This window comes from Microcoleus sp. F10-B2 (assembly GCF_036704965.1).
Lineage (GTDB): Bacteria > Cyanobacteriota > Cyanobacteriia > Cyanobacteriales > Microcoleaceae > Microcoleus.
Genome location: NZ_JAUBTB010000020.1, coordinates 1 through 14,784 on the forward strand (window position 1 = coordinate 1; position 14,784 = coordinate 14,784).

17 protein-coding genes and 1 pseudogene are annotated in these 14,784 nt (G+C 45.9%); 7 read left to right on the forward strand and 11 right to left on the reverse strand.

The features are described 5' to 3' along the window. The 3 genes and pseudogenes from QUA99_RS10190 to QUA99_RS10200 all read right to left on the reverse strand — a co-directional run. Nucleotides 1-208 (reverse strand): annotated as a pseudogene (locus tag QUA99_RS10190) (IS630 family transposase); the annotation flags it as partial. Nucleotides 209-318: 110 nt separating this feature from the next. Next, nucleotides 319-660 (reverse strand): DUF433 domain-containing protein, encoded by a 342-nt coding sequence (locus QUA99_RS10195; RefSeq protein ID WP_242722218.1) that lies wholly within the window; start codon nucleotides 658-660, stop codon nucleotides 319-321. A gap of 123 nt (nucleotides 661-783) precedes the next feature. Beyond that, nucleotides 784-2,166, reverse strand: coding sequence for an NB-ARC domain-containing protein (locus QUA99_RS10200; RefSeq protein ID WP_333235978.1), 1,383 nt, complete (start codon nucleotides 2,164-2,166; stop codon nucleotides 784-786). A gap of 244 nt (nucleotides 2,167-2,410) precedes the next feature. On the opposite strand from QUA99_RS10200, the gene QUA99_RS10205 reads away from it, so the two are divergent. Both QUA99_RS10205 and QUA99_RS10210 read left to right on the forward strand, forming a co-directional pair. Continuing rightward, nucleotides 2,411-3,379: a hypothetical protein gene (locus QUA99_RS10205; protein WP_333235977.1), complete on the forward strand. Its 969-nt coding sequence runs from the start codon at nucleotides 2,411-2,413 to the stop codon at nucleotides 3,377-3,379. 2 nt (nucleotides 3,380-3,381) lie between these two features. Then, on the forward strand, nucleotides 3,382-3,720 hold the full coding sequence (locus QUA99_RS10210) for a hypothetical protein (RefSeq protein ID WP_333235976.1): 339 nt from the start codon (nucleotides 3,382-3,384) through the stop codon (nucleotides 3,718-3,720). A 145-nt stretch (nucleotides 3,721-3,865) separates the two neighbouring features. Here QUA99_RS10210 and QUA99_RS10215 read toward each other — a convergent pair whose 3' ends face one another. Both QUA99_RS10215 and QUA99_RS10220 read right to left on the reverse strand, forming a co-directional pair. After that, nucleotides 3,866-4,234, reverse strand: coding sequence for a hypothetical protein (locus QUA99_RS10215; RefSeq protein ID WP_333235975.1), 369 nt, complete (start codon nucleotides 4,232-4,234; stop codon nucleotides 3,866-3,868). Between the two features lie 43 nt (nucleotides 4,235-4,277). Then, nucleotides 4,278-4,661: a papain fold toxin domain-containing protein gene (locus QUA99_RS10220; RefSeq protein WP_333235974.1), complete on the reverse strand. Its 384-nt coding sequence runs from the start codon at nucleotides 4,659-4,661 to the stop codon at nucleotides 4,278-4,280. Between the two features lie 268 nt (nucleotides 4,662-4,929). On the opposite strand from QUA99_RS10220, the gene QUA99_RS10225 reads away from it, so the two are divergent. Continuing rightward, entirely contained in the window at nucleotides 4,930-5,226 is a 297-nt protein-coding gene (locus tag QUA99_RS10225; protein ID WP_333235973.1) for a flavoredoxin, read from the forward strand. Nucleotides 5,227-5,239: 13 nt separating this feature from the next. After that, complete coding sequence (locus QUA99_RS10230; RefSeq protein ID WP_333235972.1) at nucleotides 5,240-5,467, forward strand: hypothetical protein; 228 nt, start codon at nucleotides 5,240-5,242, stop codon at nucleotides 5,465-5,467. Between the two features lie 71 nt (nucleotides 5,468-5,538). On the opposite strand, the gene QUA99_RS10235 is transcribed toward QUA99_RS10230, so the two are convergent. The 3 genes from QUA99_RS10235 to QUA99_RS10245 form a co-directional block, all read right to left on the reverse strand. Then, complete coding sequence (locus QUA99_RS10235; RefSeq protein ID WP_333235971.1) at nucleotides 5,539-5,784, reverse strand: type II toxin-antitoxin system Phd/YefM family antitoxin; 246 nt, start codon at nucleotides 5,782-5,784, stop codon at nucleotides 5,539-5,541. Between the two features lie 58 nt (nucleotides 5,785-5,842). Further along, nucleotides 5,843-6,028 carry a hypothetical protein gene (locus QUA99_RS10240; protein ID WP_333235970.1) on the reverse strand — a complete coding sequence of 62 codons (186 nt, stop codon included), beginning with the start codon at nucleotides 6,026-6,028 and terminating at the stop codon, nucleotides 5,843-5,845. A 236-nt stretch (nucleotides 6,029-6,264) separates the two neighbouring features. Further along, nucleotides 6,265-6,966 carry an alpha/beta fold hydrolase gene (locus tag QUA99_RS10245; RefSeq protein WP_333235969.1) on the reverse strand — a complete coding sequence of 234 codons (702 nt, stop codon included), beginning with the start codon at nucleotides 6,964-6,966 and terminating at the stop codon, nucleotides 6,265-6,267. 152 nt (nucleotides 6,967-7,118) lie between these two features. Between QUA99_RS10245 and QUA99_RS10250 the strand changes: the two genes are divergently transcribed. Next, nucleotides 7,119-7,598 (forward strand): NUDIX domain-containing protein, encoded by a 480-nt coding sequence (locus QUA99_RS10250; protein WP_333235968.1) that lies wholly within the window; start codon nucleotides 7,119-7,121, stop codon nucleotides 7,596-7,598. Between the two features lie 636 nt (nucleotides 7,599-8,234). Further along, the gene (locus QUA99_RS10255) at nucleotides 8,235-9,977 is read left to right on the forward strand and encodes a hypothetical protein (protein WP_333235967.1); all 1,743 of its coding nucleotides are present in this window, start codon (nucleotides 8,235-8,237) and stop codon (nucleotides 9,975-9,977) included. Between the two features lie 526 nt (nucleotides 9,978-10,503). Here the strand turns inward: QUA99_RS10255 and QUA99_RS10260 are convergent. Both QUA99_RS10260 and QUA99_RS10265 read right to left on the reverse strand, forming a co-directional pair. Then, nucleotides 10,504-11,241: a class I SAM-dependent methyltransferase gene (locus QUA99_RS10260; RefSeq protein ID WP_333235966.1), complete on the reverse strand. Its 738-nt coding sequence runs from the start codon at nucleotides 11,239-11,241 to the stop codon at nucleotides 10,504-10,506. A 7-nt stretch (nucleotides 11,242-11,248) separates the two neighbouring features. Then, entirely contained in the window at nucleotides 11,249-11,446 is a 198-nt protein-coding gene (locus QUA99_RS10265) for a hypothetical protein (protein ID WP_333030091.1), read from the reverse strand. 569 nt (nucleotides 11,447-12,015) lie between these two features. Here QUA99_RS10265 and QUA99_RS10270 point away from each other — a divergent pair. After that, the gene (locus QUA99_RS10270) at nucleotides 12,016-14,559 is read left to right on the forward strand and encodes a mannose-1-phosphate guanyltransferase (RefSeq protein ID WP_333235965.1); all 2,544 of its coding nucleotides are present in this window, start codon (nucleotides 12,016-12,018) and stop codon (nucleotides 14,557-14,559) included. A 42-nt stretch (nucleotides 14,560-14,601) separates the two neighbouring features. Here QUA99_RS10270 and QUA99_RS10275 read toward each other — a convergent pair whose 3' ends face one another. Beyond that, nucleotides 14,602-14,778, reverse strand: a complete 177-nt coding sequence (locus tag QUA99_RS10275; protein WP_333235964.1) for a hypothetical protein — start codon at nucleotides 14,776-14,778, stop codon at nucleotides 14,602-14,604. Nucleotides 14,779-14,784: the final 6 nt, after the last annotated feature.

Genomic DNA, 14,784 nt, shown 5'->3' on the forward strand with positions numbered 1-14,784 from the left:
CCAAATTATCTGGGTCGCCATGCACTGACCAATAAGCTACTGTTGTGTAAGCAATCTCCATAAATTCACTAATTTCTCGATATGTTTTTCCGTCATTTACTAGCAACAAAATTAGAACTTTTTCCCTCACGTAATTATCCTCAGACTCTTTTAGTAGTTTAACGAGTCTCTGTTTTTGATTTTGAGATAGATGGTTTTTGGCTGGCATACATTCTAACTAATGAGCGCTTATTTTATATTTATATTATACAATCTAGCTGCGTATCAGCTTACAACAGGATAGGGGTATTGCTCATCGGCATAGAGACGTGCCATCGGCTACAAATCCTCGTCCATCACTTCATCGTTTTCCCGAATTTCTGTTTCAATTTCATCGGAGAAAGCTTCAGCATAAGCCCAAGCGTTAGCAATATCAGTAGCAGATAGCAATCGATAGCTTGTGAGTAAGTCTGCTTCGCTATAGCCAATACGACGAGCTTCTACAAGTCCCCAAACGGTGATGCGAGTTCCAGCAATGCAAGCACTCCCGCCACAGACATCAGGCGTTTTTTCAATACCGCGCCAAGGAGTGATTTTGCCTTGAGTGAGGAGTTGAACGACTTGAGCTTTTTCGTCGTCAGAGAGTGCCAGGAGTTGAGGCTCTAATTCTTTCAGCGTCATGACAAACAATGGAATTGCGACTACCGATCATTCTATCGAACCGATCGCCCCATTTACCGATCGCCCATTGCCACTTCTAGTAATTTGGGTGAAGCGCCAGAATGCCAGCAATGGTTGTATAAATTACACTGTATGGGCGATCGCATATTGCCTCAGTACAGGTGAAATCGTGTAAAAATTTGCTTGTTGTTCAATCAAGCAGCGCCGCGATAGAGATTGCAGCGCATTTGGTAAATCTGAAGCCGGAATTCTGTCATTTTCTAGCAATTTTGCCCGGTTGATTGGCTGGCTTTCTTTCGCTAATAAGGAGATTACTTGTTTTTCTAGTTCGGATAGGCGATCGAACTGCTGCTGTAAAACATCTTTCAAATCTTCCGGCAACAATATGGTATCATTTGGTAATAACTCTGTAACGCCGCCTCCCAAGTCTTGAATCAGATTCGCCACGCTTTTTAACCATAGGGGGTTGCCTTGGTAGCGATGAATGAGTGTTTCACTGTTGTCGCTTTCTTCTAACCCATAATCTCGGAGTATTTCTCGTCCGGCGGCGATGTCTAAACCTTTGAGTTGTAAGGTACGAATAGAAGTATTTTGGCTTTTAGCTTGAGTCACTTCTCTCGGTTGTTCCCAACCGATTAACATCAAGCAGCTTTGATGGGATAATTTTTCTATTTGTTTGAATAAAGTGCGATATTCTTCGGATTCTGGTTTATATTTTCCTGCCAATTCGCCGCTACATAAAAGGTTGTGAACGTCATCTAAGACTATTAGACAGCGATGATTTTGTAAATACTTAATCAGCGGTAATGGTTTCTGGTTTGTTGGGGAGGAATCTTGTTTTTCTGACTGGGAAAAAAACTGTATTAGGTTAGATTGAAATTTTTCTAGGGTGGGGAATTCGTCTAGTGTGTACCAAACTGCGTACTCAAACTCGTTTTTGATTTTTTGTACGAGTTGGACTGCTACGGTGGTTTTGCCGATGCCGCTGATGCCGGTGAGGGTTATGAGGCGACTGTGTTGTTGTAGAATCCATGTGGTGAGGGTGTGGAGTTCGGGAGTGCGATCGTAGAAATCACCCAACTCCGGCATTTCGCTTAAATCTTGATGCGAAGTTTTAGTTTGTTGTGACTTAGATGTTTCCTGATTTGGTGGGTGCGAGTTTGGGAGATTTGGCGGGTGTCTAGCTTCTCCACAATAATTAACGCAACTTATTTGCACACAGTCTTGTGCAAAATGCGAAACAATGGAGATTTGCAACCTCTCCATTGCCGAGCAAAAATTCTTTTTATTGACATCTTCCCCTAATTCTTCTGAAAGAATCCGCCATAATTCCGAACCCGCATTCCTAGCACTACTTTCTGAACAGTCAAAATCTTTTGCTATGTGCTTGTATGTCTCGCGTTCTAGAGTGCCCCGCAGTACCGCCTCTTGTAAATCATCAAGGTGTTGACCCGTTTTATCGAAGACTATGCGATCGGCGAGTTTTAACGCTTCTTTTAGGTTCATCGGTTTAGGTAGACACCAGAATTTTGTGTATTATAGCTCACATTTCCGGCTTTTTAGTACATTTTTGGACAAAAATAGATTCAGTAGAATGAAAGTATCGGCAAAATTGAACATTTTTTTATTAAAATACTTCGGATTTCTCAGAACTAGAAGAGAAGTAGTAAATAGTTAATTTAGGGATTAAACCCTTGCAGTTTTCTATCTTAGATAGAGGAAACCCCGCGTAATAAAGGTTTAAAAAAACATGAATAATAGGGATTCGGTTGTCGGTTTTTGCTTGAGTATTGTCAGTATTTACTTAATTGGTGCAGTTAACCTCATCTTGTGGATATTTTCTTCTAAATCTTTAAATCAGGAAGCTGCTGTAGCTGTGACACTTTTCATATTGAGTCCAGTTGGAGCGTTGTTATTTGAGCCTATCAGAAAAAAATTGGAGGTTTCGATTGATGACTTATTTACCAGCGCATACATCGACAAATCAATTTATAGGATTTTAATTTTTGGTCGACCTGGCAGTGGTAAAACTACCTTTATAGAAACCGCTTTTACACTTATAGATCCAGCAGATCCACAGAGAAGATCAACTCTATACTTTGAATATCGTCGTTTCCGAGTTCAGCTACATAGAAAAGAGTTACAGTTGGGTCAGTATACTGACGTGGAAGTAGCGGATTACAAAGGGCAACAACCGAGCCAGGTAATAACTCACGCTCCGGCAGGCTTTTTTGGTCCTGAAGGCAATCGCGTACTTAATGCCATTATATTCATTGTAGATCTTGTCCCTAGAATAAGTGACGAACATGGCAACCCCCTTAATGATGAATCTCTACTTGAATGGCTTAAAAACGCAAATATGTTAGATAAAATCAAAGAAAGGGTTTACGAACACGATCAATATATCAATCAAGCATCCTTACAACTACTCTTTAGCAGCTTACACAGCCAGAACTTGAAAACTGTTATCTTTGTGATTAACAAAAAAGACTTAATTGAAAAATTGATTAATGACGGATATTTAACAACCAATTTTAGTGATTTCAGAGAGTATGCTAAACATCTTTTCTCTCGGATGACGCAAAACATTAATGAGGCTTGCACTACATTAGGGATAGAAGATTTTTCCCACAATGATTCTTGGGTTTTTACAGTCAGTGCAAGAAGTAGGGATGAGTTGAGTCCGTTAATCGTCCGTCTCTTAAAACCAAGGAGTTAAATATGTCTGAAGAGAAACCGAAATATAGCGATATTGAAGATGGCATAGACTATCGAGTTATCAAGTCTTATGGACGTGCAACTAGAACCCCTATACGCAAATCCTTAATTTATGCCTTAGCTTTTGTTATAGTCATATTTTTAATGACAAGATGTGACGGAGGACAAGTTAGTGATTTAGAAACAAAGGTAACGAACTTAGAAACAAAGGTAACGAACTTAGAAACAAAGGTGACTAACTTAGAAACAAAAGTGACTAACTTAGAAACAAAGGAAAACAAAGGAGAATCTCAGAAAAGCAAAGGAGAATCTCAGAAAAATAACGCAGAATCTCAGCCCTGATGACCGGTCGCCTAAAATGAAAGAGCGATCGCCCATAAGCTTGTAGGTTGGGTTGAAGGACAAAACCCAACCTTCATCGGCATTTAGTGTGACTTTGGTGTTTAGCGATCGCCCCATAACACATAAAGATCGATCGCCCTTTCTATCAACTTCTGAAAACTTCCACTTTTTCCTCTATATCTAATCCCCCTTCGCCTAAAGTATCAGCAGAATAAGGACCATCGATAAACTCATCTAACAGCTCAAAAAACCGATCGAGTGCTTTGCTTTCATCCTCAGAATAAAACAGAATGACGTTAGCCCAAGATTGGCTAGTTTGCACATTAAATTTTTTGCGTATCCACTCAGGAAACTGCATAAAATCTCTATCTTGTTGCGTTGGCTGTTCTCCCAACTCATATTTAGCAACGCTGTAACCAGATAAAAAAGCCTGAAGACAAATAATTGAATGTCGTCCCAAGTACATTGAAGGAGCTTTCTTAATTTTATCAATCAGGGTATATAAATCGTGCATTTTTTCACCTCAATATTTTTAAAATAATTGTAATCTTTGCCCTTCAAAATTCCTCTTCTATAATTTTAAAACTTCCCATACCCAGTTCCAGAGTAGGAGATGTTAAATTTTGCAGCCATTCCTGCCGAGTGACGCCAGTACAATCTATATTATCAAAAACAATTTCCTGTTCGTCGATTGTAACTGATATCCCTTGATGGTAGCCATTAGTAGCAATTTGCTGCTGTCGTCGTAAATCATAAATCACTGACCAAGGTAGGTCTTGCCTTTCTAAATCCAGTTTAATATGCTTACCATGTACATTTTTGACTGTCAAGAACTCTTTGATAGCTTGACTGCATTCAACACATTGAAAAACTCCATACAGGCTGGCAATTTTAGCGATCTCTTCTCGAATCTCATCTAAACTACTCGGCTCTAAACTCAAAGTGGAAAATTTACCTCCTATCTTTGTGTACAAGTATATCTCAAAATCTGTCTTGATGAATTGCTGAGTGTTGTGTAAATCCCTTCAGTGGTGCGATCGCCCCTCACACCAAATACCAAACAATCCGATGATTGTACGGATAGCGATGCTTGAGTTAAACAAAAGATCGATCGCCCTATGGACAAAGATTTCTGCTAAAGTATAGCGCGTACTTAAATCAAACAGCCTACACTTGTGGAAAGAATTCCAAACGAGGCCTTAGTAGTTCGTGGCGGTCGCAATCGCAAGCGAAGATATTAAACGGAGTACGGCAACTCACCCCAGCGGCATCACGGGAATTTCTGTAGAATGTGGAGTAGGATTATCTGTAGCAGAGTTAGCAGTGACAATCCCTCATGGACAAGTTGGTGTGACGACAGTGGGTGAGGTTCGATCGTCCGATGGAGATGTCATCCGTACTTCTGGCCGAAGTCCAAATCATGCAACATTAACTGGCTTAACACCAGAACAAGCAAGTCTGCTGCTGACACCAACGATTCCTAATCCATCACAACAATCATCCTGAGTAAAGTAAAAATATGAAATATCCCAGAATCTTTGCAGATTTTCATAATGCGGATGAACAAGGTCGCCTTCGCCTAAATTGCGTTGGTACGATTGAAGATTTGAGTCGCCAAAATATTAAGTTGGAAGATGGTCAATTGCTAGCATTGTATGACGAAGAGTTAGAAGTCGATGGTATGGTGCAATATTCCCAAGAGGAAAGTCTTTGGGTTGCAGTAATTGATTGGAAGCAAATTAGGTAGGTAGAGGATATGCTTGTTCAAGCAACAGTTTAGTGCGATCGCTAGCTAAATGTGGGTATCTAGTAAAAGTTTCATTCTAAAACTTCCCACAGTTCGGCGACAGGAGCAATTAAATCTCCTAATATTTCACCGCTTCCTTTCATTGTGCCAAACGCGGGGCGTGGGGTTTGGGTAGTGGCAGGATAGATAATCACTAATGGTTTCCCTTCATGGATGATGGTGAGGGGGGTTTTAGTACGTTCGACCTTTATAAGTAGAGTCTGGAGGGTTTGGGGTAATTCAGTCGTGGTAATTTGTGCCATTTGTTGACCGTTCACAATCTTATTCTATTTTTAGTATGATAATGCGAGGATTAGACGGAAAGCGATGCTTGAGTTAAACAAAAGATTGATCGCACTTCGCACCAAATACCAAACACTGCGATGATTGTACAGAGTGCGATCGCACATAATCATCATCCCTAATTTGCGATCGACCTCCGGCATCAATTCTCCACAAAGCATCCGGCTGAAATTCGTTATTAGCGTCCAAGCGCACAGTAGCATTTGCGCCCAATTCCACCCAGCCAACATATAATTTGATTGTGTTGTTCGCCGTGACTTCTGAATCTTACCGATAATGCCACAGAAAATATTTTTTCAATCTATTCAGTTAGCCCTAAAAATTCAAGCAAACATAGCATCGCGGGGGCGAGTTTTGCCGCACTAAACTCGCTCCTAATATAAATATCTAACTAAATCCTTCCCTTAAACCTTCTACTTCTTCCTTCGCGTCCTTCGCGTCTTCGCGGTTCGTTTCTAACGCAAATACTCAATCCAAGCCGGCAAAACCTCCGGCGAACCGTACCACTTCCCCGGAGAACGAGGCGAATGCCAAACCCCCTCCAAGACCAAATTTTCGGCCCCGTCCAAAACAGCAGCTTCCACCGGCGTAATTCCATCCCCCCAAGTTTCACCCTTCCCCACAGTCAACTCATAACTTTTATAAGCCAGCCAAGTTCCTAAACCGCGCTTGCCAAAAACAGCCTTCCCAGCAGCGCACACGTAGCGCACCTGCGGGTGAAAAGCCCCCGGATAGTGAATTTTGACAAAATCTAGATTTTTGCGCGTCCAGCGCTCTTGAGAGACGTGCGGCGTGCCTAAAGTGATTAAAGTCTTCACATAAGGGTGAGCTTCCCACAAACCCGCGTCCTCAAGCACGTCGCCGTGAATCGTGTAAGGCTTTTCGCCCAAATAGATGCGAGAAATCCAGCCGCCGGCGGAATGACCGACGAGATTGATCTGGGGAACGCCGTATTGCTGTAACATTTGTTTGACCGTGCGATCGAGCTGTCGCAAAATTGGCACCATCGACCGCCCACCAAAAGTCGGCAACCAATCTCCCTTGCCCAGAGGCACTGTTACTGTGGGGAAACCTCGATCGACCAGAGACTTTTCTAATTCCCGATAGTCGGAAGCAGCAGCAAAATATCCTGGTAAAATCACGGTTGGTAATGGCATTGTCAATTTTAGATTTTAGATTTTAGATTTTAGATTTTGCGGCCGGAGTGCTACGATCTGTTTTTCAAGTTCAAAGACACTTGCCGAAGCATCCTTTGGATTGCTAACATCTGCCGCTCGTTTAACCTTTTGCTTAGGGAATATCTACTTCTATGGCTCGCGAGCCGATTCAAACATGGTATTTTACCCTAGTTGTCGTTCACTTAGAAGACCGTTTTCTACTGGTACAAGAGCGCAAGTACGAGCAGCAGTGGTATCTCCCAGCAGGGCGAGTGGAAAAAGGGGAGACTTTGCTCGAAGCTGCTATGCGTAATACCGTCGAGGAAGCGGGCATTTCCATCATCGTTGAGGGAATTCTCAGGGTAGAGCACACAGTGATGCCTAGAGGCAATGTGCGCCTCCGAGTCATTTTTGTGGCTCGTCCGCAAGATAAGACGCCCCCTAAGAGTAAGCCGGATGAGCATACTTTGTGTGCGGGCTGGTATTCTCTCAAGGAATTAGACCAGTTGTCGTTGCGGGGAGAGGAAGTTCGAGAAATGTTTCAATATATGGCCAGCGGTGCTCCAATTTATCCCATCGACTTGCTCACCATTGAGGGGGCTCCTTTTAAAAATTACCGCTATCGCTGGTGAATCCATCGATTTTGGATTTGGGATTTTGGATTTTGGATTGAATAATTACTTCCACGGATGAATCCGGTTGTGTAACCGAATTGGAAACAGGGGTCGATCGAACGGATCGATCGTGTTTAATGAATTAGTTGGGATCCAGATCCCGGAAAAAGACGGTATAGCAGCGGTGCAGTCTGTTTTTTAGCTCGCCCCAGTCCGGCCCGCCTGACGCCCGCTGACCATTCTCAACAATACTTGAGAAACCGCCTATAGGATTCGGTCAAAGTCATCAGCCAAGAAAAACAATGGTTTCAGCAATTAAGAACGTCCTAACCCGATTTCCGGCGGTTGCTATACCAGCGTGGAACCAGGCAAGAAACCGGATTTCTAGGCTTGAATGCTTGATGTGAGGGTCGCGAAATCTCCATAAAAGTCGATGGGCAACTTCGAGGCCGATCGTGCTAAACTTATACCTTTAAATTCCCAACCTCTCCTCATTAAAACGAATTCACACTCAATCACAACCACAACAATATAAATTACCAATCCCCCAATCACTCAATCCCCCAATCCCCCAATCCCCCAATCTAAAATCTAACAATCTCCCAATCCCCCAATCTAAAATCTAAAATCTAAAATCTAAAATCTAAAATTTAAATGACTGACTCTTCCTCCCTAGCAAACACCCTTTCCGAACCGCTGCGCCAGCCTTATTGGTGGGCAGCCCTAGCTTCTGTCAGCCTTCACGGAGTGCTCGGAGTAAGTGCCCCGACGCTCTCAAACATAATTTATGGTGGAAATTCCTCAAAAAATATCCCCGGTTCTGTCGGCTTAGTAGAACTAACTCCTGCAGAAGCCGGCCGCCTGCCACAAACCATACCACCGCGCGCGTCAAATAAGCCGTTTTCGATCGCACCAGTTCCCCTTCGACCCGCGCCAAAGTTAGCCCCGCCCTTGCCCCCCGCACCTGATACCATCAACTTGCCCGCCCTCCCGCCGGGAATGCCCCCTCCTGGATTCTTTTCCCCTCTGCCTTATTCCCCTCTCCCGCCCTTCACGGCCCCAACATCCCCGCCACCTCCCAAAACTCCATCATCCCCAACAGTCAGAACCCCCTCCCAGCCAACAACACCCACTATCATCCCACCCGTACCTCCGAGCGGTTTGCTTTTCCCACCGTTACCTGGTAATTTCGATCGCAATATCCCACCGCCGCCATCGCTGACAGAAGTGCCCCAGCTTCCCGGCAGCCAATCGGAAGATGAGGCAGAGACACTCAAAAAGATCATAGCCAGTAGAGGCGGACTCCCACTATTTCCAGACGGAGCTCCAGTCTTTACCCCGGAATTCCCAATTGCCGGCAGGAATGTCGGACCCGATGGAGTACCAAAATTGACTCAAAAAGATCCCAATAAAAGGAATCTCATCGCAGAAACTCCTGAAGAAAGAATCAAGAGGCAACAATTTGAAGAGGCACAGCGACAGCTAGGACAGTCCGGCCAACCGGGTGCAAGCTTACCAGGCGACAGAGAGACACAGCTTGCGGCTGCAAATACCTATGTTGCTTTGTTTGAGAAATTCAAAAAGGCTTATCCTGACTTGGAAACGACGGGCCCGACTCCTGTGAATGTCCCTTATCCCGTAGCAGCTTGTTCGCAAAAACTCCAAGGAACAGCAGTTTTTGGAGCAGTTGTCAGCCCTCAAGGCTTGCTCAAGGCCGAGCCACAGCCGATCGTCCCCACGGGTTACAGTATTCTCGATAATGCGGCTAAAATTGCGATTATTAGCCCTTCTCTAACATTTGAAGCAGCCAGCACGCACAAGCTTTACCAACTGGCTGTCGAGTTTAAGTACGACGAAAAACTTTGTAGTGGCATTCCTGCCACCCCAACCAGGCCCAACCCACCAGGCCAGCCGCAGCCAGCGCCCGCCCCCACAGCGCCCAGACCAACAGGCCAGCCCCCCTCCCCAGCGCCTGCTGAAGTGAAACCGCAGTTTGAGAAGCCGCCGGCCCCCTCCACCAAACCGCAGCCAGGGGCCAAACCGTCGCCGCCCGCACCCAAGCCCGCGACTCAAACGTCGCCCTCGCCTGAACCGAAACCAGCCGCGGAACAGTCCCCTTCTCCTCAACCGCAACCCGCCCAAGAATCCCCGCAGCCCGAAGTTGCGCCATCTCCGGCCCTGGAAGTGTCGCCTTCGCCCGAAGCTGCGCCATCTCCGGCCGCCGAAGTGTCTCCGCAGCCCGAAGCAGCACCATCTCCGGCTGCCGAAGTGTCGCCATCTCCGGCTACCGAAGTGTCGCCCTCACCGTCGCCGGAAGCTGCGCCATCTCCGGCCGCCGAAGTGTCGCCCTCACCATCGCCGGAAGCAGCGCCATCTCCTGCAGCTACCGAAAATTAATTGGGCATCGGTAATTGGCAATCGGGTAAGCTGCTGCGGCATTTAAATTCTCTGTCAAAAAACCATCCAACTCTTGTGGGGAGTAGAGTTGGGCGTCCCGCCCGGCTTGAATGTGCAATTTAGATGCGCGACAGCTTATGCGAATGGGTAATATCAATTTTGTTTGATTCAGACTTGTATTAGATCGAGTTCTCTTAGGTCGTAAGATTAAATGAACCGCGAAGACGCTCATAGCGCGAAGGAAGAACAGCACCTTCTTCTTTCTCTTGCTTCGCGTCCTTCGCGGTTTAATCATTCCGATGCAACCGGATTTGATATAATGTCCGATCTGTTTGCTTCACTATTGTGAGTTAGTAGTTAGTAGGGTGCGTCAGGTTGAATATTTGTTGCTTGTAAAACTAATTTCTACTTGCTGAGGCACCCTACTTTCTCCACTAAGAATGAAGTTGTTTTTCGTCCGCCCGACCCGGACTTTTGACGATTGAAGTTTTGACTGCAAAGCTAATTACCTATTCCCCTTAGCCTCTCAATTGTATTGAACTTTATACATTTGGAATAAGTCGCCGCTTTGCTTTTTTACTATCTTAGCGCCCGCAGCTTTAATCATTTTTTCCCAATCTTCTATTGTCTCTAAAAAAACTTCCCCGGCTCGATAAGTTTCCAAAATTGCCCAATCTTCTGCTAGAGGAGCATTCGGGTTGAGGACATCAAAAACAAAATGACCGCCCGGTTTTAATACCCGCTTTACTTCTCCCATGACAATACTCCAATAGTCTATGGGATAGTAACAGCTAAAGCCTGTAGCGAGGCATAAATCGAACAGAGCCTCTTCGTAATTTAACTGGTGAGCGGGGGCCCATTCTACGCCTTTGAACAGCTTAGAATTGAGCTGAGGGCCGCGAGCGTTTAAGGCGTCTCGCGCTGCGCTGCTGATTTCTTGACCGTAAAAATATGCTTCCCAATCCCGCCAAGGGTAGATGAGAAAGCTGACTCCGCAGCCAATGTCTAAACAGCGCTGATTTTTTTGAGGTTTGGCAATTTTCCAGAAGGGAGAAACTGTTTTTTCTTGGAGAGTTCCTGCGACTGATTCCAGGAAAATCGGCATTGCTTCGACTTCTTCGGGTAAAGCGAAAGCTTCTCCTCGGTATTCGCGATCGAACCGAGAAGCGACTTGCGACAGTAAAACTTGCCAGCTATCTGATTTTCCTTTAGCAAACCAAGTCTGCTCCTGACCCGCTACTGGGCGATCGGACTTTTTAGACATTCTTGAATTACCTTTTAGAAGCTTTGAGAGCTTTTGTAAAGTTTTGGCGGTAAGGCTTATTAAAAATTAACGCGGGCCAGAGCAGCGAGAGCTTCAGGCGATTTGCAAAACTTCGATCGAAGTTAGTGCGATCGAAACCATTCCAAAATTTCCAAATACCGCCACCGTAAGCGATCAGCAATGCCAAGCTAATTAACGTACTCATTAAAAAAACCCCTAAGCAATGGATAGGATTTTGGGTCAGCTAGTCAAAGCGCTACTCTTAATCTATCATTTATCAGACGGCTTGGCGCACCCATAGCCGTATTAATTCCACCTTCAGAAAGAGACTGCAAAATCCCCGCTGGCGACAAACTTAAAAATAACACCCCCGAAATAGCTTTCACCGAGCAAGCAAGAAGGGACTTCTGCCAAAAGTCGAGGATTCTGAGGAGTTATACGATTGAAGAATTGAAGAATTAAAGAATTGGGAATGACTGATGAGAGAAGGGTTTCGAGCACGGGCCTACAGTTGCATTCTTTTTTTAACTGGTATTACCCAAAATCCCCTACAAATCCGAGTTCGACCGGGGGATTGGTGCGATGCGACAAGTTCTAATGCGGTTGAAATCGGTTGCTGTTGGGGGACCGCCTGGCCGAACGGGATTTACCAGACGTGTCACTACTCAAAGATATTTAAGTAAGAACTGATTGCTGGTGGCCGACGAATTACAGCAGGCAAACTTTTTCTAGCGGACAATAGCGGTAGAGAGCTTTCTAAGCAAGGAGGATTTTATGCGTGCAGTGCTGATGGCTGGGGGATCGGGAACGAGGCTCAGACCCCTGACGTGCGATTTGCCCAAACCGATGGTGCCGATTCTGAATCGCCCGATCGCAGAACACATTATTAATTTGCTAAAAAGGCATCAGATTACGGAAATTATTGCGACGCTGCACTACCTTCCGGATCTCATGCGGGAATATTTTACTGACGGGGCAGAGTTTGGCGTTCAAATGACTTACGCTGTGGAGGAAGACCAACCGCTGGGTACGGCTGGTTGCGTGAAAAATATTGCTGAACTGCTCGATGGAACTTTTCTGGTCATCAGCGGCGACAGCATCACAGACTTCGACTTGACGGAAGCTCTGAAATTTCACCGCAGCAAGCAATCCAAAGCCACGTTAATTTTAACTCGCGTTCCCAACCCGATGGAATTCGGAGTGGTGATTGCTGATGAAAATTACCGCATCAGCCGCTTTCTCGAAAAGCCTTCTAGCAGCGAAATTTTCTCCGATACCGTCAATACCGGCACCTACATTTTAGAACCGGAAGTCTTGGATTACCTGCCGGCAAATCAGGAGTGCGACTTCTCGAAAGACTTGTTTCCGCTGCTGCTGGAAAAAAACGAGCCGATGTACGGCTATATCGCCGAGGGTTACTGGTGCGATGTCGGCCAGCTAGATGTTTACCGGGAAGCTCAGTACGACGCGCTGCGGGGAAAGGTGAAACTGGATTTGAACTACTACAACCAAGTTCGATCGGGACTTTGGGTAGGTCAGAATACTTTTATTGACGATAGCGCGATCGTCGAAGTACCGGCCATGATCGGCAACAATTGCCGGATTGGAGCCCGAGTGAAAATCGATGCCGGTACGGTGATCGGAGATAACGTGACTGTCGGGGCCGACGCCAACCTCAAACGTCCCATCGTCTGGAACGGAGCAATTGTCGGCGAAGACGCTCACCTCAGGGCCTGCGTGATTTGCCGGAGCACCCGCGTAGACAGGCGCGCTCACGTCCTCGAAGGTGCTGTCGTCGGTTCGATGTCCATCGTGGGAGAAGAAGCGCAAGTCGGCCCTAGCGTCCGCGTCTGGCCGAGCAAAAATATTGAATCCGGCGCTCTGTTAAATCAAAATTTAATTTGGGGAGAACAAGCTAAGCGGAATTTGTTCGGTCAGCGTGGCGTTCAAGGACTGGCAAATGTGGATATTACCCCAGAATTTGCAGTGAAATTGGGCGCGGCTTACGGCTCGACTTTGAAACCTGGGACTTCAGTATCGGTTTCTCGCGACCAGCGGAGCATTTCGCGGATGGTTTCGAGGTCTTTGATTGCGGGCTTGATGTCGGTGGGAATTAATGTGCTCAATTTGGAATCGACGGCAATTCCGATCGCGCGCACGGTTTCGTCTACGCTGTCGATTGCTGGCGGCATTCACGTTCGCATTTCGCCCGATCGCTCCGACCACATTTTAATTGAATTCTTCGATATCAAAGGCATCAATATTACTAAAGCTGTTGAGAAAAAAATCGAGGGCGCTTATTTTAAGGAAGATTTGCGGCGGGCTCTAATTCCCGAAATTGGAGAGATGACGTACTTTAACCAAGCTCTCGAGGTTTACAACCGTATTTTTGAGCGGCAGATGAATGTTGAGGCAATACGCTACAGCAATTCTAAGGTAGTAATCGATTACGTTTACGCGGTTTCTGGAGCAATTCTGCCGCAAATGCTCGCCAAGTTCGGCTGCGATGCAGTGGTGCTCAATGCCAGTCTCAAGCAGACTTCTCTAAGCAACGGGGAACGGGAATATTTGCTCGACCAACTCGGCCGGGTGGTGAAAGCACTCAGCGCTAATTTTGGAGTGCAGGTGTCGGCTAACGGCGAACAGCTCATTTTGGTAGATGAGTCGGGGATAGCGATTCGCGGGGAAATGCTGACGGCGTTGATGGTAAATTTGATGTTGACTTCTCATCCCAAAGGTACAGTAGTAGTGCCGGTGAATGCGTCTTCTGCGGTGGAGGCGATCGCCCGCCGCTATCAAAGCAAGGTAATCCGCACGAAGGCGAACCCAACTGCTTTGATGGAAGCAGCTAACAGGAACCCGAATGTGGTTTTGGGCGGCAGCGGCCTTATGGGTTTTATTTTCCCGCAATTGCATCCCGGATTTGATGGAATGTTCTGCATTGCTAAAGTGATAGAAATGATGACGATTCAGGAGCGATCGCTCGGACAGATCAAGGCCGAACTTCCCCGCGTCACCCACCGCAGTTACAGCGTTCGCTGTCCTTGGACTATCAAGGGTTCGCTGATGCGACATTTAGTAGAAACTCATTCGCCCGATCGTTTAGAATTAGTAGATGGAGTGAAGATTTTTAACTACAGCGACGACAATTGGGTATTAGTTTTGCCCGATGCTAGTGAACCGACCGTTCATATCTTCGCCAACAGCGAGGATCGAGATTGGGTATCTGAAACTTTGAAGGAGTACCGCGCCCTCGTTCACGATTTTGTCACTCAAGCCGAGGCGGCGGTTCTCCAAGATAAATTTGGTAACGTGTAATCCGTCATCGGTGACAACTAATAGCGATCGGACGCAGAAAAATCAGTAATTACCAATTACCAATTGGCAATTGGCAATTCCCCAAAGCAAGACCCACAAGTCATCGGTACACGGATAGCTATTTCTTCCTTCTTCCTTCTTCCTTCTTCCTTCTTCCTTCTTCCTTCTTCCTTCTTCCTTCTTCCTTCTTCCTTCAACATCCAATTCCCAATTACGCACAGATAA